Source organism: Natrarchaeobaculum sulfurireducens (assembly GCF_003430825.1).
GTDB classification, from domain to species: domain Archaea; phylum Halobacteriota; class Halobacteria; order Halobacteriales; family Natrialbaceae; genus Natrarchaeobaculum; species Natrarchaeobaculum sulfurireducens.
In genome coordinates, this window is the sequence record NZ_CP024047.1 from 1518863 (window position 1) to 1545479 (window position 26617).

A 26617-nucleotide genomic window follows, 5' to 3' on the forward strand; every position below is an offset into this window, starting at 1 on the left:
GAGCGGCAGTGGGCGTCTTTCACCACGACACAGCGGAGGGCTGTCCCTCGAGCCCTCGAGGCCAAGTCCCCCGGTCGATAGTCACCGTTCTCATAGTGAGTAGCGAAGAGTCTCACCCACCCGTTTTAAAAGAAAACAGAGGTGTTGGAATCGGCGTGCAACATCCAGAGGACGGATTCATTCCCAGCATCCGCGCGAGCGAAGCGAGCGCGGTTCCCGGACGGCGAGGTCGAAGGCCGAGCGGTCCGCCTTTTTCATCGAAGTTTTTTGCGCGAGCGGTTCGCCGAAGGCGAACCCGACGCGGAAAAAGTTCGCGCTCTGTATTCATCAGCGCATATCTGTCACTTTTGAAAGAACACTAGGACATAGAGACTCTTCTTCGATTCCCAATCAGTAGCCGAGCCGGAGGACGTGGTTGGCCGCGAGCGCGAGGAAGGACGCCAGAAAGAGGACGGCCAGCGTTCCAAACGCGACGGGCCAGCCGAAGAGGTCGGCGGTGAGACCGACACCGGCGGAGCCGGCGGCCCCGATGACGGTGTAAACCGTCCGGACGAGGCCGAAGCCAGTGCCTCGCTCCTCGACGGAGAGGACGTCCATGAACCGCGGGTCGATGGCCGAAAAGAAACTCGAGCCGAGCCCCGCGAGCAAGACGCCGCCAGCGACGGCGGCGAGGCCTGGGCCGAACACGACGAGGGGAAGGCCGATGGCACCCGCCAGCATCGAGCCGCCGATGACGGCGTCGCGGCCGTAGGCGTCGGAGGCGCGACCGAGGACGACCTGGCTGGCGGCCCTGACGACGAAGAACGCGGAGAAGGCGATGCCGGCGGCCGTAGGGGTATACCCCCGGAACTCGACGAGAAACGCGGGCAAAAACGACAGGAGTCCCTGGACGACGTAGGTCCCCGCCATCGCGATCAGGAGCGGAAACGCGATGGCCGGTCGCGAGAGGAGTTCGACGAGCGCGCCCAGCTTGAGGCGGTCGCGCATCGATTGGTCCGGGCGTCGTGGGTCGGTCGGGCGGACGCGCCAGACGAACAGCGCGAAGATAGGGATTCCGACGAGCGCCGTTAGGGCTACCGCGGGACGCCACCCGTAGCGGACGCCGACCCAGGCTGCGGCGACGGGGGCGACGAGTCCCGCCAGCGGGCCGCCGATCGAGTGGATACCGACGGCGGTCCCGAGGTCGTCGAACGTCCGGGACAACAGCGTCGTCGCGACCGCGTAGTGGAGGCCTGCGACCCCGCCGAGGACGACGACGACGAGAACGAAGACGGCGTACGCCGGCGATAGCGCGAGCAGGAGGCTCATAACCGTCGTCCCACCGACGGCGATCAGGATGATCAGCTTCTCCCCATAGCGGTCCGCGAGAATCCCGCTCGGGAACTGAGCGAGGCCGTAGGCGAGCCACATTCCGGTCAGCGCGACGCCGATCAGGGTGTTCGAGATCTCGAAGTCCTCGGTGATGAACGGAACGACCGGGCTGATCCCCAGTCGGGCGAAGTAGGTGACGAAGAACGCGAGCATACACAATAGGAGAACCGTATATCGGTAGTGCCAGTTCATAATCGGCGAAACGTTCACGTGACCGACTCGAGCGAACGATGATGAGCGTACTGATTCCGGTGAACTGACGACGGCTACCGAGAGCGGATCTGAAATGCGGGGGCCCCGGACGCTCCGCCGTCGGATCGTGGTAGTGGCTGGTTTCCCCTCGGGCGACCCGGACGACCAATCCGGCGCGTTCGACCGCTACCGGGCCGGCTGTCGACGTCGGTTCCCGGATCGGTCGGACAGCCGCTCGCTTCGAGCGGGTAGCCGACTGATAACGAAATGGTATCTTCTAGAAGGACTGACTGCCATGTTTCACGAGGTGATCGTGCGTGCAGCGTCCCTTCAGTAACTCGACGTCACCCGTCCATCCGTCCTCCACGTCCACTACCCACGTCCCTGCACCCGGCTTCGCCCCACCGGCCGGCTTGCATACCGTGAAGCGACCGTGGAACGCGAGCGACAGGCGCTGTCGTCGAGGACCCACATCGATTCCTGCGATACTCGTCGACGACGGGCACGGCGAGCGACTCGAGGCGGACGTGACGGGTGGTCGGTGATGCGCATCTGTTCGATCGTTGGCGCACGACCCCAGTTCGTCAAGGCCGCTATCGTCTCGAGAAAGCTCCGTGACGTGGGCGAGGAAGTGCTGGTCCACACGGGCCAACACTACGACGAGGAGCTCTCGGACGTCTTCTTCGAGGAACTCGACATTCCGGAACCGGAGTACAACCTCGGCGTCGAGTCGGATACACACGGCCGCCAGACCGCAGCGATGATCGATAGACTCGAGCCGATCGTCGAGGCGGAAGACCCCGACGCACTCCTCCTCTACGGCGACACCAACTCGACGCTGGCCGGTGCCATTGTCGGTTCGAAACGGGACCTCGTCGTCGCCCACGTCGAAGCCGGACTCCGAAGTGACAACCGGTCGATGCCCGAAGAGATCAATCGAATCCTGACCGACCACGCCGCCGATCTCTGTTTCGCCCCGAGCGAAGAGGCCATGGTGAACCTCGCTTCCGAGGGTGTCACCGACGGTGTCTACTGCACCGGCGACGTGATGTACGACGCCATCCTCGAGGCTAGGGATCGGTCCCAGCGCCAATCGACGATCCTCGACGAACTCGGCGTCGAACCGGGAGAGTACGTCCTCGCGACGGTTCACCGGGCGAGCAACACCGACGATCGGTCGAACCTCGCTGCCATCGTCGACGGGCTCGCCGACGCTCCCCGTCCGGTAATCTTTCCCGCCCATCCGCGGACGGTCGGATGTCTCAGAGAGTACGGGCTCTGGGACCGTGCAACCGAGCACCTCGAGGTAATCGATCCCCAGGGATACCTCGATTTCGTCCGGTTGCTGGACGGAGCCGAACGGGTCGCGACCGACTCGGGAGGCGTCCAGAAGGAGGCCTTTTTCCTCGGGACCCGGTGTCTGACGCTCAGAGCGGAGACCGAGTGGGTCGAAACGGTCGAGTGCGGCTGGAACCGACTGGTCGGCCCGAACCGATCGCGCATCCGCGAGGAACTGCGTGAGAACTGGAAACCGGAGTCGAATCCCCATCCGTACGGCGACGGAACCGCGGGCCAGCGCATCGTCCGGCTGCTCGAGGACCACCTGCAGACCGACGAGGCGGCACCCGCAGTGGAGACGGCGTCGCTCGACTGATCGCCACCGAGTTCCGTCAGAGGTTTCCGGTCCCCCAAAGCGTTTTACCGTGGTAATTATATCTAATTACAGGATATGCCCACGAACTTCCCCGACTACGTCGACGTCGACTACGAAGACGGCACCGGCGAATCTCCCGCAGAGTACCCACACATCCACGACAAGATCGAGAAAGCGATCGAGGTCACCCGACAGGGACTCGAGCAGTACGAAAACCCGGCGGTGATGTGGACCGGCGGAAAGGACTCGACGCTCGTCCTCTACTTCGTCATCGAAGTCGCCGAGCGCTACGACCTCGAGGTGCCGCCGACGGTGTTCATCGATCACTTCCAGCACTTCGACCAGATCCACGACTTCGTCGAGGAGTGGGCCGACGAGTGGGATCTCGAGGTGATCTACGCCCGCAACGAGGACGTGGGCGCGTACGTCGACGAACACGGCCTCGAGCCGGGCGACGAGGTTCCGATCGAGGAACTCGACGAGCACAACCGTCACCACGTCGAGAACATCCTCGAGTACGACGAGGAGACGTTTCCCTTCCTGCTCGACACCTACGTCGGGAACCACCTGTTGAAGACGGTCGCGCTCAACGACGCCATCGAAGCGTACGAGATCGACGGGATCGTCTCGGGCGTTCGCTGGGACGAACAGGACGCCCGTGCCGACGAGACCTTCTTCTCGCCGCGACACGACCCCGACATCTACCCGCCTCACGACCGCGTCCAGCCCATCCTCCAGTTCGACGAGGCGGCCGTCTGGGAGGCGTTCTGGGATTTTGTCGTCCCCGACACCGTCCCCGAGTTCCCGGACGAGGGCTACGTCCCCGAGAGCAAAGCCGACCTGCCGAACGACCTCGAGCCCGAGGATACCCCCGTGTCGCCGAAATATTGGGAGGGCTTTCGATCGCTCGGCAGCGAGATCAGCACCGAAAAAACCGAGGACGACCCCGCCTGGCTGCAGGACCTCGAGGGGACGACCGAACGCGCCGGCCGCGCCCAGGACAAAGAAGACCTGATGGAGCGGTTGCGCGATCTCGGCTACATGTAGGTCGTCGGTTTCGAGTGCAGGGCGAAAAACGGATCTCGCTCAGTTCGTCGCGCGGTGCTCACCGTGTTTGACGCCGATCGCGAGCATGATGGCACCGAAGATCGCCATCGACGGGAGCACCATCATCATGATCGTCTGTGTGGTCATCGGTGCCATCGGCGTCATTGCCGGCAGGAGATACAGCGAGCCGATACCGACAGCGAGCACCAGTACGAACGCGCCAATCGTCTTCGGTACGTCGAGTCCCATGGCTGGCCGTTAGCAGTGACGGCAACTAAGTACCCCGGAACCGGCAGTCGTTCACGGGTTTCGAGACATCGACCACCGCTGGCCGCAAGTTACGCTTCTTCCGAGGGCCGAACCAGGTTCGCAAGCGCCACGAGGATGCCCAGGAACCAGCCCAGCGGGAACGAGAGGCCGACCCACATGCCGGCGTAGGCTGCCCCCTCGAGCTGGAAGTTACCCCGGAGCCACTCGTTGACGCCGCCGACGAACAACACGTTGTCGAGGATCCAGACGGCGAAATCGTAGCTCGGATCGAGGACGTGGGGCTCGAGCGACGGCGTTACGAGCGCTGCGACGACCGGTGGCAGAAAGATCGCCGTCATCGCGAACGGGTAAGCGAGCAGGACCGACGTCACACGGCCGCCGAACTTCGAGAAAATTGCTGCCAGTGTCGTCGAGATGACGGCGACGAGACTGGCTGCAGCGATCGCGAGGAAGGCGTCGAACGGGAGGCTAATGTACGCGCTGACGGTCAGTGCACCCCAGACGAGAACGGCCAGTGCGGTCACGCCGACGATGCCGAACCGGGTCCGGGTCGAGTCGAGTTTCACCGCGTAGTAGCGGGTAGCGAAGCCGACGACGGTCAGCGGATACAGGACGAGCAGTCCGAGCGTTCCGAAGAGACTCCAGGCGTAGTAGGCGACTTTCTGTGGAAGCGTCTCCGGCTTCCACTTGCCCATAACGGAGTGACCGCGGCCACGCTGGCGGGGAAAGACGATTTCCATCCACGCCCCGTGTAACCGCTCCAGGTCGGTCTGGACCGCACCGACGATGCCTCCTCGGCTGGCTCTTCGAGAGCGGGTAGACATACGCGAGCCAAAAAGCTCACGTACCGTAAGCTTTCCCTCTCTTTCTCGCTCGAGAACAGGTACGTCGGCGGACACTCGAGGGACGCCTTCCAGACAGTCTTCGTGCAGTGGCCCGATTTCTGCCACGCCAACACCCGCCGGGAAACCGATAGCTAGCGAGCCCTACTGGTTCCAGGGACCGAAGTCGGGGTCGACGGTCCGCTCGCGATCGTCGATGGCCTCGATAGCCGCGACGTCCTCAGGATCGAGCTCGAGCGACAGTGACGCCCAGTTGTCACGAATGTGGTCGACGCCGGTCGCCTTCGGAATGGCGACGACGTCGTTTTCGCGGAGCCAGGCCAGGCTGACCTGGGCCTCGCTGACGTCGTGTTTGGCCGCAATCTCTTGAATCGTGGGGTGGTCGAAGACGCCGCCGCGAGCCAGCGGCGAGTAGGCCACGACCTCGACGTCGTGTACCTCACACGCCTCGCGCAGCTCTGGCTGGGGAAGCAATGGGTGGAGTTCGACCTGGTTGGCAACGATCGGAGCGTCACAGACCTCGACGGCCGCCTCGAGTTGCTCGGGGAGAAAATTGCTCACGCCGACGTTCTCGATCAGCCCCTCGTCGTACAGGTCCGAGAACGCCGCGAGTGTCTCTTCCGTGTCGTACGTTTTGGCCGGCCAGTGGACGTACAACAGGTCGACGGCGTCGACACCAAGTCGGTCGAGGCTCTCGCGGGTCGTCTCGAGGACGTCATCGGGCGCGAGGTTCGAGAGCCAGACCTTGGTCGCGAGAAAGACCTCCTCGCGATCGACGTCAGCTGCGGCGATCCCGTCGCCGACGGCCGCCTCGTTGTCGTACGCCTGTGCGGTATCGATGTGCCGGTAGCCCGTCTCGAGGGCCGTCCGGATGCTTTCGGCACACTGGTCGGCGTCGGTGTTCTCCCACGTGCCGAGTCCGAGCATCGGGATGTCGCCTGCGGTCGGACACGCTGTTGGCTCGAGTGTGTCTGGATCGTCAGCTCCCATACACGACCGATAGTCGACGCCGGGAAAGTGAGTTTGGAAAGCGGCCAGGCCGATGGGCTTTCGACGGACGACCGTTCGAGCGTCGGCGCTTCCAGTGTCTTGTCGTTACTGATACATCCGCAGTGGCTTGGCTTGGCTGCTCTCGTCCTGTCCAACCTGTTGCATCTGCTGGGCGAGACGTTCGCGCTGGTCGCGGATCTCTTCGGCCCGCTCGAGGAGGTCCTGGACGTCGACCTCGAGGTCCGTGAGCGGGGCGATTGCGTCGTCGATCAGGACGCTGGCTGCCTCGGGGTCGGGAAACTGCGGGTCACACTGGATGACTAGCCCGATGCTGTCGTGGCCGGCCTGCGCCGCACGGTTGAGCAGCGCGCCGGTCGGTCCGGTAACGAGCCCGTCTTCGGGCGGGAGCGGGACGTCGTGGGTTGTGAGGATTTCACCCGCCTCGCCGGTCGCGATCCCGTAGAGTTCCGGGCGGCTCTCGTCGCGCTCCGTCGGAAGCCCGCTCAGGTAGATGGGCGTCGCGTTCTGGTCGACGATCCAGCTCGTGAGACAGGCCGCGACGGTCTCGACAGCGTTGGCGGCGACCGGCGTATCACACTGGAGCGCGAGCAGGTCGTGTGCTTCGCTGACGTAGAGTCGAACTGGCGGTCGGACGGTCCGGTCGTCGCCCCGATAGACGCCGACCATCGGGAGTCCCTCACAGTGGACGCTCGCGTAGTAGCGCATCTCGAGGTGCTCGATGAGGTGGTCCGTCGCGATCTTTCCGACGAGTCCGACGCCCGGAAATCCCTCGATCAGCCACGGTGACTCGAGCGTTATCTCGGGTCCGTGAAGACGGAGTTCGGCCATGAGTGAGTTTGGCGCGGCGATCGTATAAACACGGTGGCAGTGAATTCGTGGTCAGCGCAGCGGCCCCTTCGTCCGCGACCCTGCTGTGGCGGTGGTCCAAGCTGAACTCGTGACGTGCCCCGCGGCTGGCGCTTCGAAACCCACAAACGCGGGGCGTGCGAAGCCGCCTGCAATGGAGCCACTCGGGCGGTATCGACCGATCATCGACGACTTCGAGGCGTTTCTCGAGGCCTGCAGGAGACCGCTCGGCAACGCTGTGCGGATCAACACCATCGCGGCCTCGGTCGAGCGGACGCTCGAGGTGCTCGACAGCGAGGGCGTCGCTTACGAGCAGGCCGACTGGAACCCGCGTGTCCTGCGTCTCGAGACCGACTCGCCGGGATCGACGTGGACGTCCTTTCACGGCATGACTCACGGCCAGGAGGAGGTGTCGGCGGTGCCGCCGGTCGTACTCGATCCCCAACCGGGCGAGCGCGTCTGGGACGCCTGTGCCGCACCGGGCGGAAAGGCGACCCAGCTCGCGGCGCTGATGGACGACCGCGGCACCGTCGTCGCGAACGACAGCAACCTCGGACGCATCTCGGCGCTGCGGTTCAACGCCGAACGCCTCGGCGCGACGAGTCTCGCCGTGACCAACGCGGACGCCCGAAACTACTCGATGAAACCGTTCTCGTTCGACGCCTTCGATCGAGCCCTCGTCGACGCCCCCTGTTCCTGTGAGGGAACGATTCGGAAGAACCCCGACGCACTCGACGATTGGTCCGAAGGGTACGTCGACAGCGTCTCGGGCATTCAAAAGGGGATCCTCCGTCGAGCGATTCAGACCACCCGCGAGGGCGGCCATATCGTCTACTCGACGTGTACGTTCGCCCCCGAGGAGAACGAGGCCGTCGTCCAGCATGCACTCGACGAAGAGAACTGTCGCGTCGTCGAGTTCGACGTCGGCCTCGAGCACTCGCCTGGTCTCACCGAGTGGGACGACCGGCGGTTCGACGACTCACTCGAGCAGGCGATCCGGATCTACCCACATCAGAACGACACCGGCGGCTTCTTCGTCGCGAAACTGGAGGTGACCGCCGAATGAGCGACAACGACGGACAGCGATTCGACCGACTCCCCGAGACGAACGCGGAGCGATCCGTCGAAGGTCGAGCCAGCCGTGCGGAGGTGATCGACTACTTCGAGGACCGCTTTGGCATCCCATCGGAGACGTTCGCGGACTACACGTTCTGGGAGAAAGGCGCCGGCAAGATCTGGATCTACGCGGGCGAGGCACCGACGCCGATCGAGATCGAAGCGATCGGGATGACCTGTCTCCGCACACGACAGGAACACTGGAAGCCGACGACGGATTTCGTTCAGCGCTTTGGCCACCACGCCACCGACTGCGTGATCGAACTCGAGCGCGAGCACGCACGAGCGTTCGCGGCGGGTGAAGACCAGGCGCTCGAGTGGTGGGACGGCGACTGGGGATATCTCATCGCCGCCCACGAGGTTGGGGTCGGGCCGGAGGGCCGAGCAGTGCGAGACGGCGAGAACGCGGAGCGAAGCCCGCAAGAGGAAGGCGTCGAGCGAGGGCAACTCGAGGCGCTCGGAGTCGGCCTCTACGTCCACGGCGAACTGCGTTCGATGGTGCCGAAGGGACGACAGCGCGACCTTTGAGACGGACTGCCGTGACAGGGTTCTAACGCAACCGCCGTCCGGGTCGCGGTTGAGGCGGTACCGACGTCCAGTAGATCGTATGAGGCTGCAAATCGGTGCTCCGGTCAGCAGGTGATCGGCTGGCTACGTCGACGAACGCTCGGCTCGACACCGACACGCACTGCCGGTTCTTCACGTTTCTGGTGGGGGTGACGGCTCCTAATCGCGATCAGTCGGAATGTTCGGCCGACGTCCGGGCACCGTCGTCTGCTACTGGTTCGAATTCATCCGATCCGCACTGACACCCTTGCGGACGTCCGATAGGGAGAATCGTTCCGTCTGCGGTCTTTCTCGAAGCGAAAACCGACCCACACGACACACACGAGGCGATCAATTTTCTCTCCCTCTTTCCAGAACTCATCGGGAGGGGTAGTTCACTGAAGAACATAAAGCGCGTTACAGCTTTTCGAGAATATCAGCTAGTTCGGTCGATGTTCGCGCCGGATAACCGAAGACGAACAGTGGTGTAAAAACAGTTGGACTCGCTCGTGCCTGTCCGGTCGGTCGTCCGAACCACCGCTTTCTGAAGGTACAAGAGGGCGCTGAGACAAGAGCCACCCGTGTCTCCCGTCGCCGAGCCGTCGCTCAGTGCCCGCGTTCTCGTGGTCTGGCGGCGGGTGTTCGACCTCTCCTGGCCGGTGATGGCCGAACAGGTGTTGCGGACACTGATGCGGACGACGGACCTGATCGTTGCAGGTTTCTTCTCGCCCGCTGCCGTCGCTGCGGTTGGGCTTGCGGACATCTACGGTCGGCTTCCACTGTGGCTCGGTCTCGGCGTCGGCGACGGCGCAATCGCCCTCTCGAGTCAGGACACCGGCAGCGGCGACGTCGCGAACCGAAACGAAGCCGTCTCGAGCGCGCTCTTGCTCGGTATCCTGGCCGGTATCCCGTTCGCGCTGTTCGGCCTCGTCGGGAGTTTCTGGGCGATCGAGGTCCTCGGTGCTGAAGCGGAGACGGTCCGACTCGGTGGGCTCTACCTGGCGATTATCCTCCTGACGGCACCGGCGTATCACGTCACGATGATTGCCGCTCGCTCGATCCAGGGGACGGGCGATACGCGCACTCCGATGTACATCAACGCAGTGGCGAACGCCATCAACATCGGGCTGACGGTCTCGCTGGCGTTCGGCCTCGGGCCGGTTCCAGAACTGTCGATCGTCGGCATCGCCGTCGCGACCGCTATCGGTGACACCCTCGCTGCCGTGACGTTTCTCGTCGTCATCCACAGCCCGAGAAGCGAACTCTCGTTGGTCCGTCCGACCCGGTTCGTGATCGTCAAACAGCTGATCGTCATCAGCGCGCCGCGAGTCGCCGAAGGTGTCACCGAACTGATCGCCGAGTTCCCGTTCAACGCCATCTTGCTCGCGTTCGGCACCGAGGTCAACGCAGCCTACCACATCGGCCGCCGGGTGTATCAACAACTATCTTCGCCTCTCTCGAGGGGATACGGCACCGCTGCGAACATCATCTCCGGCCAGGCTCTCGGCCGCGGACAGCCCGGCGAGGCCTACTTCGACGGCCTCGCGGCCGCCGCGATGGCCACCCTCACGGTCGGCAGCCTCGGCGTCGGTATCTTCCTTGCCGCCGAGTGGGTCGTCATGCTGTTCACCCGCGACCCGGAGACGATCGAGTACGCTGTCGGCTTCGCTCGCGCCTACGCCATCGCGACGGTCCTCATCGCGCTGTACGTCGTCCTCGCGGGGGCCTTACGCGGCGGCAGCGAGACGCGCCCGCCGTTCGTCGCCAAGGTAAGTGGTGCCGTCGTCTTCTTACTCGGTATCACCTACGTCTTCGGCGTCTCACTCGAGTACGGCGTCGTCGCCGCCTACGTCGCTATCGTCGCCGACTTCGCCTGGCGCAACGTCGTCGTCGGTGCGGTCTACCTGCAGAAGGGCTGGCTCGAGCGCGGGATGGCGATGATGCACGAGCGGGGCAGCCAGCTCGGAGACGGTGAGGACTGACGGCCGACCGCCCGCCTGTGACGTTAGTCCCGTTCGACGACCGTCCCGCCGGTCAGTCCCTCCCACTCGACGCGATAGCCCAGTTCCGCGAGAATCGCACTCGAGTCGTCGATCCCGTACGTCTCGAACGTCTCCTCGGCGTCCGAGAGGGAGGTTCCGGCCTCGAGGTCGTCGTCGAGTGAGTCGAGCACCGACGGGCGAATCAGTGTCCGTCCCACGCGCTCGTGATCGGGGAAGGTCTTGTCGGTGAGGGCCTCCGGGCTCACGCCGTGGCGATCCGCGAGGGCCTCGAGCGAAATCACGTCCTCGTCGGGACGGAGCCCGTCGGGCAGCGAGGCGGCGGCGTCGGCGACCAACTGACGTTCGTACTCCCGGAGGACGCCCGCGACGTCTTTGAGCCGAACCGACCCCGAGTAGGGGATCGCCCGGTGGTCGCGGGCGGCGATCTCCTCGCCGACGCCGAGTGAGTCGTCGACGGCAACCAGCATGTCGACGTCCTCGAGATCGGCCAACTGGGCGAGTTTCTTCTCGACGTACTCGGGCGTCCAGAAGCCCATGATCTCGAAGTAGACTCGAAACACACGGTCGCGCGCCCTGTCACCTGCTCCGGGGTCGCCGTCAGCGCCGGGGACCCCGTGGTCGTAGACGAACGCGAAGTCGGGGATCATCACCCGCGTCCCCGTCGCCAGCGGTTCGGGTTCGCGAACGAGCGTCCACTCGAGGTCCAGGTTCTCGAACCGAGCGGCGAAGTCGGCCTCGACGCCACTGTCGAACTCGACGTCCGCGACGGGGGCGGCGTCGGGAACCGAAACCGGGTCCTCGTGAGAGAGCGTGAGCGTTCGCTCGGTGCCTCGGTCGTCGATCGTCGCCTCGAGGTACCAGGCATCCGCCGTCGCGACCGTCCGCAGGAGGCGGGCGAATCTGGTGCCGTATCGTCGACTCGAGCGAAAGAGGTGTGTTGGGCCGGTGACGACGACCTCGCGCTCGCTGGCAAGCGAGGTACGACCGTCGTCGTCCGCGTCGTCCCCCGGTCGACGAATCTCGTACATCAGTCGCAGGCGTTTGACCGCCGAAACGAGCGCTTTCGGGTCGCTCGAGCGGACCCGTACCTCGGTCGCGTCGAACAGCGCCGTCTGGGCGAGCGAGAGGTTGTACTGGGCGAGTAAGTCATCGGGGCCCCAGCGCGAGTCGACCGCCGTGAGGACCTGCCGCTCCGCTAAGTCGGCGTACAGCGCCCGCTCGAGGTCGTCCGCGGAGACCGAGAGCGACTCGCCTGCGCGGACGTACGCCATCGCCCGCTCGCCTTCGTCGACGACGCCGACTGCTTCGCCAGCCTCGAAGACGGCCCGGCGCGCACGTTCAGGGTCGAGCGCGGCGTCGGTCTCGAACGTGGCATCGCGCTCGAGCAGCGCAGCGAACCCCCGGACGAGCTTGAAGTGATCGGCCTCGGCCTCGAGTTCCGCCAGGGCGTCCTCGAGGTCGCCCCGTTGTTCGCCGACGTGGCCCTGGTAAGTGCCGATGACTCTGGCGGCCAGCGGGCGGTGCTCACGGGTGGTGAACTGCGGGTGATACCCGCCGCCAGCCCGCGAAACGCGACACAGGTCCTTCGTCAGCATCTAGCCTCTCGTGTGCGTGACGACACCAAAAGTAATCCGGACGCCACCACGGCTCGGTTCGACGCCGGGGCCGTCTTCCGGTTCGAGTTATGGCCGAGCGACCGAGATGTGTCGCCATCTCCGACAACGACGTCTCCGTTCGGACCTCGGTTCGTGCGGTCGACGTGGACGGTCCCTGAGTCAGCCATCCCGTTCGATACTAAATTGTGACTGACAATTTCCGATAGTATTTACAGCCGTCTGTGACCGCGACAGTCGCATATCTGCCCAAAGTGTTATCTTTGGCTGGTAAAATCAATTGGCCATGGGATCGGGCGACGCCGCGAACGAACTAAACCAGCTCGTCGAGCAGACCGAGCGGTTTCGCGAACAGATCGAAGAGACGACCGAGGCGAGTCGGACGCAGGCGGAGTACATCTCGACTCTCTCCAAGGAAGTCAACGACGTCAGTGCGACGATGGAGGAGATCGCCTCGAGTGCGACGGAGATCGTCGACCTGGTCGAAGACGCATCGGAGACGGCGGCGTTGGGACAGGAGGCGGGTCGAACTGCCAGCGAACAGACACAGGAAACCGTCGACGAAGTTGCCGATCTCGTCGACGCCATCGAACGGGTAAGCGAACAGATGGCGGAGATCGGAACGGTGACCGAACTGATCGCCGACATCGCCGATCAGACGAACCTGCTCGCGCTCAACGCCAATATCGAGGCCGCACACGCGGGCGATGAGGGTGCTGGATTCGCCGTCGTCGCGAACGAGGTGAAATCGCTCGCCGAGGAAACCGGTGAAAACGCCGACGAAATCAGATCGCTGATCGAGTCGCTCGCCGAGGAAACCGAGACGGGCGTCGAAGCCGCCGAACGAACGCACGACTCCGTCCTCGAGACGGCTGAGAACATCGAAACGACGCTCGAGGCTATCGACGAGGCCGTCTCGAGGGTCGAAGAAGTCGTAGACGGGGCAAGCGAAATCGCCGACGCGAACGACGTGCAGGCGGGCTCGATCGAGGAGTTCGCAGCCCGGATCGATGACCTCGGTGCGGAGTCCGACGAGATCCGCGAGACCATGTCCGATGCGGCCACGCTCGTGGACAAACACAGCGCGGTGGTCGAACACGCAAGCGGCTTCTTACACGGGTTTCCCGGTCTTGGCTACCGAACGCTGAACGAGGACGGCTGGCCAGTGGTGTTCGCGACGGACGGGATCGAAGAGCTCGCCGGATACACCGCCAAACAGCTCGTCGACGGGGAGGTCGTCCTCGGTGAAGACGTTATCCACGAGGACGATCAGGGACCCGTCTGGGACGCGATCCAGGCGATCACCGAACGGGGTGGAACCGACTACGACATCAAATACCGAATCGTCACGCGACACGGAGAGGTCAAACGCGTCAGAGAGCGCGGTCGCGCGATTTACGACGCCCAGGGCGAACTCGAGGCGTTCGAGGGGTACATCTGGGACACCGACGAGTCGGGAGCGCAGGTCCTGTTCAGTGACGAGGAGATGACGGCAACGCCAGGCGCTGACGATTGAGACGGATCGGGAGCAGCGGAAACGGCACTCGCCCGGCCGGTATTGGACCCATGCTGTCTGCTCGATCGATGGAACTCGGCGACGGTGATACCGCCGCCGAGCGTCGCCTCGAGATCGATCCCGGTACTGAAGGGACCGTTATCGATTCCGGCGACGATCTGCAACCCGTTCTTCGCTCGTGTCGGCAGCGACGACCTCATAGAGAATCGCTCGGGTCGCGTCCGCGGTCGGCCGGAGGATGCGTCCGAGTCGCTGGACGAACTCGCGTTCGCTGGCGCTACCAGAGAGCACGACCGCGACCGAGGCGTCAGGGACGTCGACGCCTTCGTCGAGCACGTTCGACGTCGCGATCCGGGTGTAGGTCCCCTCGCGAAACCGGTCTAAGATCTCGCGTCGCTCCGCGGCCCCCGTCTGGTGTGTTATCGTCGGGATCAGAAACCGCTCGCTGACGTCGTACGCGAGGTCGTTATGGGCCGTAAAGACGATCGTGCGCTCGCCGCGGTGGGCCTCGAGAATTCCCTCGAGCGCCTCGATTTTGGCCGTACTTCCATAGACGATCGTGCGAGCGCGCTGGCGTGCGAGGAGTGCTTCGCGGGCTCTGGGGTCGCTGCCGGAACGTTTGACGAGTTCCTGGTAATCCGATCCGCTTCGCATCTGGATGTTCGATCGGGCGAGGTAGTCCGCGAAGACACCCTGATGGCGGTCGTACGCCTCGCGCTCGTCGGGGGTGAGAGACACCTCGAGTCGTTTGACGTCGTACGGTGCGAGGTGATCGCCAGCCAATTCGTCGGCGCTGATTCGGTGGACGACCGGCCCCACCAGTCCCTCGATTACCTCGTGGGCCCCGTCGGGACGTTCGAACGTCGCCGTCAGCCCGAGTCGGGCAGGCGCGGCGAGCAGGCGTCCGATCTCGCGGTAGCCCTCGCCGCCGAGGTGATGAACCTCGTCGAAGACGACGAGGCCAAACCGGTCGCCGACCGTGTCGGCTTTGAGATACGCCGAATCGTACGTCGACACCGTGATCGACTCGAGTCGCTGTTCCCCGCCGCCAAACCGGCCGATCTCGCGGTCGAACTCCGTCTCGAGTTCGCGGTGCCACTGCTCGAGCAGGTCGATGGTCGGCACGATGACGAGCGTCGACACGCCGAGGTCCTCGATCGCTTTCAGCGCGACGACGGTCTTGCCGCTGCCGGTCGGCAACTCGAGAACGCCCGCGGGCGCACGATCGACGCCACACTCCGGCGTGGACACCGACGCGTTGGCCCACCGATCAGCCTCGAGCCACGCCGAGAGCGCCGCCTCCTGGTAGGACCGAAGTTCGTACGTCGACTCGAGCCCGTGGAGTCGGTCGCAGTCGAGTACCCGATCCTCGAGTGAGGCCGGATCGACGTCCGTGGCCTCGAGCAGCGCACGCCGGAGCGTGGCGTAGCGAGACGCCGGAACACGTCGGCCCGCCGTCCGGTGGTCGGCCGCGAGTTCGGGCACTCGCTCGCGGACTGCGTCGGCGGCCGCCACCTCGAGCCCGTCGATTCGGACCGTCCCGTCCTCATACCGGAGCTCGATCGACGCGCAGCCGGGATCCGAAGACCGTGTCACGATCCGTGATCGGTAACGGACATGCAAAAACGGTTGGGTCGGCGGGACAGACCGGAGCGTCGAGTCCGATTTCGATCGGAAGTGGATTCTCGTCAGCGGCGGGTTCTCGAGTCGCGAGTCGACCGACCGCTACTCGGGTCGCGAGTAGTCCGGATCGGCGATCAGCGCCGACATCGGTCCGGGGTCGCCAGGCGTGAGGTTGTACGCCGAGAAGTCCTCGAGTCCGGCCTCGCGGAGCAGTTCTTCGTCGTAGATGGCGTTGCCGGTGAACTCGGCAGGGTCGCGACTGAGGATCTCGAGGACGGTATCGGAGACGATGTCGGTCGTCCGCCAGTCGTCTTCGGTTCCGAGCCCGAAGTGACGCGTCGCGCGGGTGTCGATCGCGGTCACGGGCCAGAAGGTGTTACAGCCGACGTCGTGGTTTCCGAGTTCCTCGGCCAGCGAGAGCGTAATGAACGACATGCCGAGTTTCGACCAGGTATACGGGCCGCTGCCGGGACTGCGGTCGATCTCGATCGGCGGGGCGTTCGTCAGTACCCACGCGTCCTCGTCGACGGTTTTGAGGTGGTCGGCGAACGCCCGGCAGGTGAGGTAGGTCCCTCGGACGTTGACGTCGGTCAACAGGTCGAACCGGTTCGGTGGAAGGTCCTCGGTCGGGAGCAACTGGATCGCACTCGCGTTGTTGATGACGATGTTCACCTCCCCGAAACGGTCGATCGCCTGCTCGGCGGCGTCGGTGACGCTTTCTTCGTCACGAACGTTCAGCTTGATCGCGAGCGCCTCTGCGCCACGGTCTTCGACTTCGCGTGCAGTCTGTTCGATCGATCCCTCGAGGTCCCGTTCATCGCCGTACTCGTCTTCTTCGCTCGTCTTGCCTGTCGAGACGACGTTACAGCCCTGCTCGGCGAGCGCGAGCGCGATCGCCTTGCCGATGCCGCGTGTCGTCCCGGTGATGAACGCCGTACTTCCCGACAGATCGGGTTTCGCCAGAGACATGACACGATGGTTTCGGCGCCACCACCATAGTAACAGTTGAAACTGGAGTTCCTGTAGAACCGATTTATCCTGCGGTCGGCGACCTCAACCCTTTTAGTACCGCTGGCCTTTGACCCGAATATGAGCGAAGACGAGGGCACGACTCCCACCGCCCAGGGTGTCCCGTCCGAGGCGGACGCCGCCACCGGGGCGGCCAACGAGGACGATGCAGGAATCGACGACGAGGAAACGACCGCAAACGAGTCACCGGAACGCGACGTGGCCGACGCCCCAACTGACGGCGAGCGGACGTCGCCAACCGAGATGGCAGGCCCCGAGACGACCGACGACGTCGAGACCGTCCTCGAGCGCGTCGCCGAACACGACGACGAACTTGCCTCACAGGTCTCTGCAATCGTCGAACAGGCTCGCGACCTCGCCGACACCGTCGATCATCAGCGCGATGAACTCGAGGACCTCGGCGAGCGCGTCGACGCCCAGGGTGAGACGATCGCGGACCTCCAGACAAGCCTCGAGACAGCCGAGGAGCAACTCGAAACCCGCGAAGCCGAACTCGAGGAGTTGAAACAACGACTCAAGCGCAAACAGGCGGACTTCCAAAACTACAAAAAGCGGGCGAAAAAGCGCCAGAAACAGATCAAAGACCGGGCGACCGAAGACCTCGTCGAACGGTTACTCGGCGTCCGCGACAACCTGAAACGCGCCCTCGGGGAAGAAAGCGGCGACGCCGACGCACTTCGAGACGGCGTCGAAATGACGCTACGGGAGTTCGACCGCGTGCTCGAAGACGAGAACGTCTCGGAAGTCGACCCCGAGCCGGGAAGCGAGGTCGACCCCCAGCGCCACGAAGTCATGATGCGCATGGACAGCGCCCAGCCCGAGGGGACGATCGCCGACGTCTACACGCCCGGCTACGAGATGGGCGACAAAGTCATCCAGGCCGCCCAGGTGACGGTCTCGAACGGCACCCTCGTCGACGACACCGAATCGGAGACCGAGGCTGAACGCGACGACGAAGGCGCTGCTAGCGACTCGAGCGAGCCGACCGAGATGGACGACGAGTCGGTCGACGACACCGTCGATGCCGATACCGAAGCGCCCGAAGACGACGAGGACGCTGACAGCGAGACCTGAGTGGCGTAAAGCGACACCCACTCGATCGTGCAGAATAGTTTGCTAACCGACTGTTATCCGGTGGTGCTGAGCAGTTGGCAGCCGACGACGGCCTGATGGTGCTGATCAACACTGTCGTTGCGCTGAGACCGTTTAGGACTGCTGACCAGCGAGTCGTCATCGTTCGTCCGGCTATCGTGACCTGGTTTCGTTCTGGTCGCTATAGTTGCCCCTATAGTAACCACTGCACGTTAGTGCACACCTGCTCGTCAGACGGATCGGCGGTCAGTGTGGGAATCGTTGCAGTTGGTATACTGTCTGACAGAAGTCCATGACGAGAATTCCTCAGACAGGAGCAGCGAACGCTCACACTCGTTCCGTCGGGCAGTACACGATACCACCATGCTCCGGTTGGACACCGGTGAATTCTCCCGGAGACGTTTAATTCGGCCGCTCGAGCGGGCTAGTAACGTTTAAACCAAAGTGCGCACAACACCCCCCATAATGGCGAGCAACAAGATTCTCGGTATCGACCTCGGGACGACGAACAGCGCGTTCGCAGTGATGGAAGGAGGCGATCCGGAGATCATCGTCAACGCCGAAGGCGACCGGACGACCCCCTCCGTCGTCGCGTTCACGGACGACGACGAACGGCTCGTCGGCAAACCCGCGAAAAATCAGGCGATCCAGAACCCCGAAAAGACGATCGCCTCGATCAAACGCCACATCGGCGACGACGACTATGCCGTCGACATCGAGGGCAAAGAGTATACGCCACAGGAGATTTCGGCGATGACACTCCAGAAGATCAAACGCGACGCCGAAGACTACCTCGGCGAAGAGGTCGAACGCGCCGTCATCACGGTCCCGGCATACTTCTCGGACCGTCAACGGCAGGCAACCAAGGACGCCGGCGAGATCGCCGGGTTCACCGTCGAGCGGATCATCAACGAGCCGACGGCCGCCTCGATGGCTTATGGCCTCGACGAGGACGCCGACCAGACCGTGCTCGTCTACGACCTCGGTGGTGGTACGTTCGACGTCTCGATTCTCGACCTCGGCGGCGGCGTCTACGAGGTCGTCGCGACCAACGGTGACAACGATCTCGGTGGCGACGACTGGGACCACGCGATCATCGACTACCTCGCCGAGGAGTTCGAAGACGACCACGGCATCGACCTCCGCGAGGACCGCCAGGCCCTCCAACGGCTCAAAGACGCCGCCGAAGAGGCCAAAATCGAACTCTCGAGTCGGAAAGAGACGGAGATCAACCTGCCGTTCATTACGGCGACCGACGACGGCCCGATCCACCTCGAGAAGTCGCTCACGCGTGCGAAGTTCGAGTCGCTGACCCAGGATCTCATCGACCGCACGGTCGAGCCAACCGAGCAGGCGCTCGAGGACGCAGGGTACGCTAAAGACGAGATCGACGAGGTGATCCTCGTCGGTGGTTCGACCCGGATGCCCCAGGTCACAGAGAAGGTCGAAGAACTTACGGACAAGCCACCGCAGAAGAACGTCAACCCCGACGAGGCGGTCGCGCTGGGTGCGGCGATCCAAGGCGGCGTGCTTTCCGGCGAGGTCGACGACATCGTCCTGCTCGACGTCACGCCGCTATCCCTCGGTATCGAGGTCAAAGGCGGCCTCTTCGAGCGACTCATCGAGAAGAACACGACCATCCCGACCGAGGAGTCAAAGATCTTCACCACCGCCGTGGACAACCAGACCTCGGTTCAGGTACGTGTCTTCCAGGGTGAACGCGAGATCGCCGCCGAGAACGAACTGCTCGGCGAGTTCCACCTCACCGGCATCCCGCCGGCCCCGGCCGGGACTCCCCAGATCGAAGTGATGTTCTCGATCGACGAGAACGGTATCGTCAACGTCAGCGCCGAGGACAAAGGCACCGGCGAGTCCGAAGAGATCACCATCGAAGGCGGCGCTGGCCTTTCCGACGACGAGATCGACCGCCTCCAACAGGAAGCCGAAGCACACGCCGAAGAGGACCAACAGCGACGCGAGCGCATCGAGGCACGGAACACGGCAGAGGCGACGATCCAGCGCGCCGAAACCCTCCTCGAGGAAAACGACGAGCAGGTCGACGACGACCTTCGCACCGACATCGAGGCCGCCATCGACGACCTCGAGGAGACGATCGACGATGGCGACGCCGAAGCCGAAGACATCGAGGCCGCAACCGAGGAGCTAAGCACCCAACTGCAGGAGATCGGCAAGCAGATGTATCAACAAGCCGGTGCAGCCGGCGCCGAGGGTGGCGCTGGCGGCGCAGCCGGTGCCGGCCCCGGTGGGATGGGCGGCATGGGCGGTATGGGCGACGCCGGTCCCGGCCCGAACGCCGGCCCAGGCGGCGCTGACAGTGACGACGAGGAGTTCGTCGACGCCGACTTCGAAGAGGTCGACGACGAAGAGGAGAACTGAGACGGACTGCTATAAGAGGGGCTCAGCGCAACCGTCGTCCGGGTTGCGATTGCGTCGGTACCGACGTACAGCAGACTGTCTGAGCTGATCCGAAGGCGTATTTTCTCTCGAGGTATTCGGATTGTGCGCAAGCGACGGCTCGAGGAACCTGTTGAATCGACCCAGAGCGTATGAAACCAGGGTGGGGGCGGGGGCCCACCCCGGCCGAGAGACATGAGCTAACTCGAAGCGGGGGCGAGTCCACTTCCGAGCGATCCGGGCATGAACGCACGCAATCGGCTGGTCAGCACCGTGCGGTCGGGCCGACCGCGTACCCGGCGGGGCGTTGCATCCCCGCAGCTCGGACGACGCGTCAGCAACCCTTTGTTATGGAGCGGATTGATCGACCGTAGTCACCACAAATCACAGTCAGGGCCGTGCTACGCATTGATAGCAGGTGACTACGACCGCGAGCGTATCACAACAGCAGACTTGTACGATTTACGTATCGTTCGCGCTCGAGCGTGATCCCCACGCCTGCAATAACAAGTATTTGATGACCGGCCTCGCGGACGCACACGATCTCGTCGATCGGGCGAGCCGGAGCGGAGGGACGTTGCTGTTCGGCCACCAGCGCCACCTCCAGACCGCTTTCCAGTGATCCCGCGGCCGATTCGCCGACCATGCGCCGATCTGAGTGCCCGCGTCGATGACCCAGGGCTGGACCGACGACGCGAGAGGAACGTGGTGACTTGAGCCCGAACTCTCCGATGGCGGCTTCCTCTACGACACCGGGAACCACGGTTTCGACGGGCTGCTCGAGCGACCGGCGATCGTGGCTCCCACGGTGGCGACAGACGACCCCGGCTGTCGAATTCAGTCGGAGCGTACAGCCGTCCGATAGCCCGTTCCTGTCGGGCGGTTACGTGGTCCTTACCGAAGTACTGATGTCGGTAGACGGTGTGTTGGATTCTCCGAACTGGGTCGGACCGTGAGATCCGGTCAGCGACCGGTAATACCGCCGTATGGCGGCGTCACTTTCGGTTACAAGCCGGATAACTACAATGGCTACTCTCTATCGGACGGGTATGATCACCTGCGCCAACTGCGACACCCCGCAGTTCCTGCAGATCACACAGAGCCGCGTCTACTTCGAAGACGGTGAGATGATCAACGAGATCTCGGAGACGTACGAGTGTACACTCTGCGGGTCGACCGGTCAGTACGCCTACGACGACGACCGCGACGAGGAGACCGTCACGGGCGACGTGATGCTCACCAAGGAACGGCCGAAATTCGCCTGACTGCCCGCCTCCGCCAGGAGGCGACGGATGGTCGGACTCCCCCCCTCTCCCCGAGTCAGGACATGCCCTTTTGTGGCGGCCGCGATACGCAATCGCTCCCGTCGTTCGGTTCGGCTTCTGATTACCACCACACCAGCCCCGGTCAACAGCCGGTTCTTCTTGGTCAACACTGCTTTATCCCACCGTTTACCACCGTAACGACGACTTGTCGGTTACGTGTCCGTGGATCGTGACCGTCCATCCGGTCAGTCACTCGATCGTCCGTCGACTGTCATCGACTCGTTTCTATCGACGGCTGGATCACGCGGGCCGTGCTGTTGGCGGGTGGTCGCCGAGCGCCGGCGTTCGACGTCCCACTGCTCGAAGAGGCCGTACTCCGTCATCGTCTCCATCCCGGCGATAGCTGCTGTGAGTTTGATCCCGATAAGTGGGACGTCAGCAACTGAGACGACCACGTCGGCACGAAGCACGGCTCCGTCCCGGAGGAGGACGTCCAGTACGTCGACGAGTGTTTCCTCGTCCTTTCGCGGTCTCATGGCGTTGGCCCCCCTCCATTGTCCGCGTCTCCTAACGCCGGTGCGAACGTATACGGCGGCCACGGCCCCGTGAACCTGACTTCGAGGCCGTCAATCGCCGCGACGTCGTCGAGCACCGATCCAATCACGCCCTCGTCGTCTGCGTGAGCCAGGACCGTAAATCGACAGAGCGCCTCACCATCAGGACCGTGCTCACCGCCACCAGTTACGTCGTCGGCAAGTGCGGCCGACGGTGACCGCTCGAGTGCATGGACCTCACGGGCGACCTGGTCCAGTCGTGACTCGAGGTCGGCGGCCACCGACTCACGGCGGGCCGCTCGGACGGTGGCGAGACGCTGGTCACGTTTCTTCTCGAGGAGGTACGCCGTTCCCGACTCGGCGTCGTCGATCTGTGTCTCGAGGTCGCGCAGACGCTCGTCGCGTTCGATCAACGTCTCGTCGTCGACGGGATCGATTTCGACGACCTCGATCCGGTACTCCCAGTGGTCGGCCAGTCCCTCGAGGTATCGTTCGATGGTGGCCGATTCTACACGGAGCCACTCGCGGACGGTCGCGTCGTCGCCCCGAAGGATCGTATCGAACTGGAACGGGATCGGCGTTCCGAAGGCCTCGCCGGCCTCGTCGACGACCGTCTGGTGGTGGACGAGCCACCGACGAACCTGCGCGAGGTCGGCCGAGTCGTAGAGCCCGTCGCAGGCGTGGACGACCGCGCCGATCCCGTCTTCGACGACCACCGAAACGGGTTCGCCGTCGACGCCCGCCGTCTCGAGGGACGCCCCCTCGTCAGCCCGGACGAGACAGTAGAGGTACCTGCCCTCCTCGATCTCGGGCGAGGCGTCCGGGTCGCTCTCGATCCCGTCGCCAGGGTCGGAGGGCGTCGATCCGGAGGTGTCAGCGGGATCCTCGGAGCTCACTCGTCTCCACCTCCGAACACGGAGTAGCCAGGTTGGTGGGTCGCTGTCGGCTCGCCCTGGAGCTGCTGAATGGCGTCGTCGACCAGCCCGTCCAGGTCCCCACGCAGGTTTTCGACGTCGTCTTCGATCCCCTCGTCGCGTTTGAGCTGGTCGATCTCTGCTTCGATCCGGGCCAGTTGCTCGCCGAGACGGGCGATCTCTTCGTCCGTGAGGTTCCCGGAGTCCATCCGGCGGACCGCTTCGCGCTCGAGTGCACCCAACAGGAGTTCGACGACGGTGACGACGAGCGTGAGCAGTCCCTGGCGGGCGTCGTCGCCGTCGCCGACGTCGATCGTCGTCATTCTTGCCCCCCCTCGGGAACGATCTCCTCGTCGTCGACAGTCTCGTCGCTCTCGTCGTGTTGGTGGCAGAAGCCGTCCTCGTTGGTGGACCGGGAGCACCGTTCGCCGCTCGCGGTCAGGGCAATACACTGGTCGGGCTCGTCGTCGGAGCCGTCGCTCTCACCGTCTTCGGCACCGACGCCGGGGAACGAGTCGCCGATCCCGCCTACCTCGGAGTCGTCGAGCAGGTTCATCTCGCCGTCCGTGAGAACGTCCGGATTCGGACGGGCCCCGAGGCGTTCGGTTCCGCGTCTGGTTCCGCCACCGAGGATGCCGCCGTCGCCCCCAGCTTCGGCTTCCGTCTCGCCGGATTCCGATCCACTTTCGTCCTCGCCATCGCTCCCGTCGTCGGCCTCGCGCTCGGCAGTCACGTTGACGCCACGGGTCGGATCGATCGCCGGGTTCGGTCGCTCCATCTCCGCGAGCTCGGGATCGCCTGCAGCCTCGGCGACCCGTCGCATGTCAGTCCCTTCGGGGAACTCGAGGCCGTACTTCGCGGCAGTCTCGAAGGAGGCGATCGCCGCACGGACCTGTACGCCGAGCAGTTGCGTATCGCCGATGGAGACGGCGATGTCGGCGTTGATGACGATGCCCTTGTCCAGTAGCATTTCGACGACCTCCGCGAGATCGGTCTTCTGACGGCTCGGCTGGAACTCATTGACCACGGACCTCACCTCCTGGGCCCGCCACCGTCCTCAGGGCGTTACGTGACTCGCGTCGTCGTGTCGTCTCTGGGTTGTGCTCAGTCATTCTCGGACTCCTCGGGGTTGGGCCGCTGGGTTTCCGACCGCTGTTTCTCTCGCTCTCGTTCGAATCGCTGGCCGTAGATTCGTTTCCGACTCGGAGCCGTCGAGAGCCGCACGTCCTGTGGGACCGTGGTGTGTTTGACGCCGCTGCCGACGGCCGCCCGTTCGGTCGGCATCGTCGACGCAGCCGTCGGATTTCTGGAACTCGCCCTCGTGTCCGTCCGTCGCATCCGCTCGCGGTTGTACTCGACCAGGCGCTCGAACTTCTCGTGTGTCTCGAGTAAGGCTGTGCGGAAGGCGTCGATCCCTTCCATCGCCTGCTCCTGGATGAACACCTGGTAGGCCTCCGGATCCTCCTCGGGATCGGGGTTTCCGAGCGCTTCTTTCACCTCGGAGGCGTCCAGGTCCGCCTCGAGAAGTTCCTCGTCGTCGCCGACCAGCGAGTCGTCGCCGGCGACGTCCGGTACTGCGCCCTCGAGCAGTCCAGCGTCTTCGCCGTCGCCAAGGTCGTCGACGGCGTCCTCGAGTTCGCGTTTCCCCTCCCACAGTTCGCCCAGTTCGGTCGCGTCCCAGGCCGAGAGCAGATCGATCGCCCGGAACAGCTGGGTGAAGTCGACGAGGTCGCTCGCACCGGTTTCGTCGTCGGCGATGACGGCTGGAACCTCGCCGACCTCGAGTGCCTCGAGAAGTTCGTCGCCGTTGACGGCGTCGGGCAGGTCGCCGAAATCGAGCGTCTCGAGCAGGTTCTCGACCGCCGTCGCCACCTGCGTGAGCGTCTCGACGTCACCCAGCACCGTCTCGAGCGTCTCGTCGTCCAGTTCCTCGATGGACTCGACCCCGCCCAGACAGTCCTCGACGTTCTCGAGACACTCCTCGGCGTCCGTGAGCAACCCCTCGAGATCGTCGGACGTCGTCTCACTCATCGACAGCACCCCCGTCGGCTGGCGTCTCGCGCTCGATCCGCACCGTGAGCACGGCGTTTTTGATCGTCGCCTCGGCCGTTCGATGGGGCCACGGGACGTCGACGCGCTCGAGTTCGTGTCCGGAGACGCCGACGACGGCTGCGGGCCCGTCGAAGCCGACGGTGACGTCGTCCGGGTCGACGCCGGAAACGTCGACGATCACCAGCAGTTCGTCCTCGTACTCCCGGGTCGTCAGTCGATGCTCGCTCGACGGGCCGAACGGTCGGTACCGTCCGGTTCGAGGCCGTTTGCGCCCTCCGTCGCCGGGCCGACCCGACTTTTTTGCGTCGGCAAACGGGTCGCCACCGAAGCGCGAGCCGTCGAGGATGTCCTCGCCGGAGCCGATCGAGATGTCGTAGTCGATCGCCGTCCGACCGGAGCGTCGCCGCCCCGAGAGCGTGCCGTCCTCGAGCGACTGGAGCGCCGACAGCAGGCTCGAGAGCCAGTCTCGGTCGTCGGCGATCCGCGAGTCGCCATCTCCAGCGTTGCCGACTGTGTCGTCGGGTTGTTCTGGGTCGTCCGGTTGCTCGGGTTCGTCGTCGGACATTATCGTTTCACCTCGACGCGGCCGCTCGTGAGCCGTTCGTGGACGTCACGGGCGATTTCGAGTTCGTCCTCGAGTTCGGCTTTGCGCTCACGGTACTCCGCTTCGGGGCGTTCGCCGAGTTCGTACAGCAACTGATTCTCCTTGAGGTCGTCCTGGAGCGCTTCGACGTCGTACAGTTCGTCGAGCGCCATGGTGTGGAGCGTATCGACGATGCCGACGAACGGCCGAAACAGGAGGTCGTCGAGGATGAACATGGTTATCGTTGGGCTCCAATTGTGACGTCGACGAAGCTGTACGGTGCGAACGGGCCAGTATAACGGAACGTGAGGTCGTCGTGGTCGTCCTCGAGGTCGGTGACGGCCTCGTCGAACGGCTCGCGGTCGTCCCGGTCGACCAGATAGGACCGATTGAGCACCAGCCGGTCGCTGAACAGATCGTTGGGAACCGACTGGGCCGCGATCGGCTCGAGCGCGTCGGCGACGTCTGCTTCGATGGCCTCGTCGTCGACGCCCTCGCCCTCGTCCCGGACCACCTTGAGTCCGAGTTCGATTCGGCCCTCGACGTCGTTCAGCGCACGTCGGAACGCGGGTCTGGCCCCGCGAAGGACGTTCTTCAACGATCGATCCGTCTCGAAGGCCATACCGAACTGCATCGGAACGACCGCGCGGCCACCGTCGTGGTCCATGACCTCGCGCAGTACCTCGTCGTGGCGTCTGGCATCCTCGTCGGTCTCTTCGGGATCGGTCGTATCCACGTCGGAGACGACGGCACCGAGCCGCCGGTGAGAGATCGTGTACACGTACTCGGCGTCGCGGACGGCGTCGGCCTCGAACTCGATCGGACTGCGGTCGACGATGCCATAGACGTAGCGGTTGTTCATCGGCGGATCACGCTCCGGCGGTCAGGGTGGCTCGAACGAGCAAATGTCATGGTGGCTTCGGAAGAGGCGAGGGACTCGTGGCAGTCGTTCGACAGCTCGACGCCTCAGGGTGGTGCTTGCAGTCGCAGCCTCCCTCGACCGTGCGGACCGAAACCTCGACCGTGCGAACCGAAACAGTCACTGCGTGCAGATCGATCCCCG

General features: G+C 64.3%; 25 protein-coding genes. 9 read left to right on the forward strand and 16 right to left on the reverse strand.

From position 1 onward, the window contains the following. Positions 1-390 precede the first annotated feature (390 nt). Positions 391-1563, reverse strand: coding sequence for an MFS transporter (locus AArc1_RS08685; protein ID WP_117363992.1), 1173 nt, complete (start codon positions 1561-1563; stop codon positions 391-393). Between the two features lie 544 nt (positions 1564-2107). On the opposite strand from AArc1_RS08685, the gene wecB reads away from it, so the two are divergent. Next, positions 2108-3217, forward strand: a complete 1110-nt coding sequence (gene wecB / locus AArc1_RS08690) for a non-hydrolyzing UDP-N-acetylglucosamine 2-epimerase (protein ID WP_117363993.1) — start codon at positions 2108-2110, stop codon at positions 3215-3217. 75 nt (positions 3218-3292) lie between these two features. Then, the gene (locus tag AArc1_RS08695) at positions 3293-4264 is read left to right on the forward strand and encodes a phosphoadenosine phosphosulfate reductase family protein (RefSeq protein ID WP_117363994.1); all 972 of its coding nucleotides are present in this window, start codon (positions 3293-3295) and stop codon (positions 4262-4264) included. Positions 4265-4303: 39 nt separating this feature from the next. On the opposite strand, the gene AArc1_RS08700 is transcribed toward AArc1_RS08695, so the two are convergent. The 4 genes from AArc1_RS08700 to AArc1_RS08715 all read right to left on the reverse strand — a co-directional run bounded on the left by AArc1_RS08700 (position 4304) and on the right by AArc1_RS08715 (position 7215). Next, the gene (locus AArc1_RS08700; protein ID WP_117363996.1) at positions 4304-4513 is read right to left on the reverse strand and encodes a DUF7333 family protein; all 210 of its coding nucleotides are present in this window, start codon (positions 4511-4513) and stop codon (positions 4304-4306) included. Positions 4514-4602: 89 nt separating this feature from the next. After that, positions 4603-5358: a hypothetical protein gene (locus tag AArc1_RS08705; protein ID WP_117363997.1), complete on the reverse strand. Its 756-nt coding sequence runs from the start codon at positions 5356-5358 to the stop codon at positions 4603-4605. A 162-nt stretch (positions 5359-5520) separates the two neighbouring features. Continuing rightward, the gene (locus AArc1_RS08710; protein WP_117363999.1) at positions 5521-6366 is read right to left on the reverse strand and encodes an aldo/keto reductase; all 846 of its coding nucleotides are present in this window, start codon (positions 6364-6366) and stop codon (positions 5521-5523) included. A gap of 105 nt (positions 6367-6471) precedes the next feature. Further along, the gene (locus AArc1_RS08715; RefSeq protein ID WP_117364000.1) at positions 6472-7215 is read right to left on the reverse strand and encodes a proteasome assembly chaperone family protein; all 744 of its coding nucleotides are present in this window, start codon (positions 7213-7215) and stop codon (positions 6472-6474) included. A gap of 172 nt (positions 7216-7387) precedes the next feature. On the opposite strand from AArc1_RS08715, the gene AArc1_RS08720 reads away from it, so the two are divergent. The 3 genes from AArc1_RS08720 (at position 7388) to AArc1_RS08735 (ending at position 10877) form a co-directional block, all read left to right on the forward strand. Next, positions 7388-8299 (forward strand): RsmB/NOP family class I SAM-dependent RNA methyltransferase, encoded by a 912-nt coding sequence (locus AArc1_RS08720; RefSeq protein WP_117364002.1) that lies wholly within the window; start codon positions 7388-7390, stop codon positions 8297-8299. After that, a complete protein-coding gene (locus tag AArc1_RS08725; protein WP_117364004.1) occupies positions 8296-8877 on the forward strand; it encodes a DUF7122 family protein in 582 nt (193 codons plus the stop codon). The genes AArc1_RS08720 and AArc1_RS08725 overlap by 4 nt, the downstream gene beginning before the upstream one ends. Positions 8878-9557: 680 nt before the next feature. Continuing rightward, positions 9558-10877 (forward strand): MATE family efflux transporter, encoded by a 1320-nt coding sequence (locus AArc1_RS08735; RefSeq protein ID WP_117364008.1) that lies wholly within the window; start codon positions 9558-9560, stop codon positions 10875-10877. Positions 10878-10900: 23 nt separating this feature from the next. On the opposite strand, the gene AArc1_RS08740 is transcribed toward AArc1_RS08735, so the two are convergent. Next, entirely contained in the window at positions 10901-12493 is a 1593-nt protein-coding gene (locus AArc1_RS08740; RefSeq protein WP_117364010.1) for a DUF790 family protein, read from the reverse strand. 304 nt (positions 12494-12797) lie between these two features. On the opposite strand from AArc1_RS08740, the gene AArc1_RS08745 reads away from it, so the two are divergent. Beyond that, positions 12798-14027 carry a methyl-accepting chemotaxis protein gene (locus AArc1_RS08745; RefSeq protein ID WP_117364012.1) on the forward strand — a complete coding sequence of 410 codons (1230 nt, stop codon included), beginning with the start codon at positions 12798-12800 and terminating at the stop codon, positions 14025-14027. A 138-nt stretch (positions 14028-14165) separates the two neighbouring features. Here AArc1_RS08745 and AArc1_RS08750 read toward each other — a convergent pair whose 3' ends face one another. Together AArc1_RS08750 and AArc1_RS08755 are read right to left on the reverse strand one after the other, a co-directional pair. After that, positions 14166-15623 carry a DEAD/DEAH box helicase gene (locus AArc1_RS08750; protein ID WP_117364013.1) on the reverse strand — a complete coding sequence of 486 codons (1458 nt, stop codon included), beginning with the start codon at positions 15621-15623 and terminating at the stop codon, positions 14166-14168. Between the two features lie 129 nt (positions 15624-15752). Further along, on the reverse strand, positions 15753-16619 hold the full coding sequence (locus AArc1_RS08755) for an SDR family oxidoreductase (RefSeq protein WP_117364014.1): 867 nt from the start codon (positions 16617-16619) through the stop codon (positions 15753-15755). 120 nt (positions 16620-16739) lie between these two features. Here AArc1_RS08755 and grpE point away from each other — a divergent pair, with 120 nt between their 5' ends. From grpE to AArc1_RS08770, 3 genes are all read left to right on the forward strand, one after another. Then, the gene (gene grpE, locus AArc1_RS08760; RefSeq protein WP_117364015.1) at positions 16740-17753 is read left to right on the forward strand and encodes a nucleotide exchange factor GrpE; all 1014 of its coding nucleotides are present in this window, start codon (positions 16740-16742) and stop codon (positions 17751-17753) included. Between the two features lie 483 nt (positions 17754-18236). Then, positions 18237-20168 carry a molecular chaperone DnaK gene (gene dnaK, locus AArc1_RS08765; protein ID WP_117364016.1) on the forward strand — a complete coding sequence of 644 codons (1932 nt, stop codon included), beginning with the start codon at positions 18237-18239 and terminating at the stop codon, positions 20166-20168. 1067 nt (positions 20169-21235) lie between these two features. Further along, complete coding sequence (locus AArc1_RS08770) at positions 21236-21451, forward strand: hypothetical protein (RefSeq protein WP_117364017.1); 216 nt, start codon at positions 21236-21238, stop codon at positions 21449-21451. Between the two features lie 245 nt (positions 21452-21696). Here AArc1_RS08770 and gvpM read toward each other — a convergent pair whose 3' ends face one another. The 8 genes from gvpM to AArc1_RS08810 form a co-directional block, all read right to left on the reverse strand. Then, positions 21697-21987, reverse strand: coding sequence for a gas vesicle protein GvpM (gvpM, locus tag AArc1_RS08775; RefSeq protein WP_117364018.1), 291 nt, complete (start codon positions 21985-21987; stop codon positions 21697-21699). Beyond that, positions 21984-22841 (reverse strand): gas vesicle protein GvpL, encoded by an 858-nt coding sequence (gene gvpL, locus AArc1_RS08780; protein WP_228442433.1) that lies wholly within the window; start codon positions 22839-22841, stop codon positions 21984-21986. The genes gvpM and gvpL overlap by 4 nt, the downstream gene beginning before the upstream one ends. A 56-nt stretch (positions 22842-22897) precedes the next feature. Then, positions 22898-23242 carry a gas vesicle protein K gene (locus tag AArc1_RS08785; RefSeq protein WP_117364020.1) on the reverse strand — a complete coding sequence of 115 codons (345 nt, stop codon included), beginning with the start codon at positions 23240-23242 and terminating at the stop codon, positions 22898-22900. Further along, the gene (gene gvpO / locus AArc1_RS19680; RefSeq protein ID WP_394341272.1) at positions 23239-23889 is read right to left on the reverse strand and encodes a gas vesicle protein GvpO, halophile-type; all 651 of its coding nucleotides are present in this window, start codon (positions 23887-23889) and stop codon (positions 23239-23241) included. Before gvpO ends, AArc1_RS08785 begins: the two co-directional genes overlap by 4 nt. 134 nt (positions 23890-24023) lie before the next feature. After that, entirely contained in the window at positions 24024-24950 is a 927-nt protein-coding gene (locus AArc1_RS08795) for a hypothetical protein (protein ID WP_117364022.1), read from the reverse strand. Further along, on the reverse strand, positions 24943-25536 hold the full coding sequence (gene gvpH / locus AArc1_RS08800) for a gas vesicle protein GvpH (RefSeq protein WP_117364023.1): 594 nt from the start codon (positions 25534-25536) through the stop codon (positions 24943-24945). The genes AArc1_RS08795 and gvpH overlap by 8 nt, the downstream gene beginning before the upstream one ends. Further along, complete coding sequence (gene gvpF, locus AArc1_RS08805; RefSeq protein ID WP_117364024.1) at positions 25536-25790, reverse strand: gas vesicle protein GvpF; 255 nt, start codon at positions 25788-25790, stop codon at positions 25536-25538. Before gvpF ends, gvpH begins: the two co-directional genes overlap by 1 nt. A gap of 2 nt (positions 25791-25792) precedes the next feature. Beyond that, the gene (locus AArc1_RS08810) at positions 25793-26416 is read right to left on the reverse strand and encodes a GvpL/GvpF family gas vesicle protein (RefSeq protein WP_117364025.1); all 624 of its coding nucleotides are present in this window, start codon (positions 26414-26416) and stop codon (positions 25793-25795) included. Positions 26417-26617: the final 201 nt, after the last annotated feature.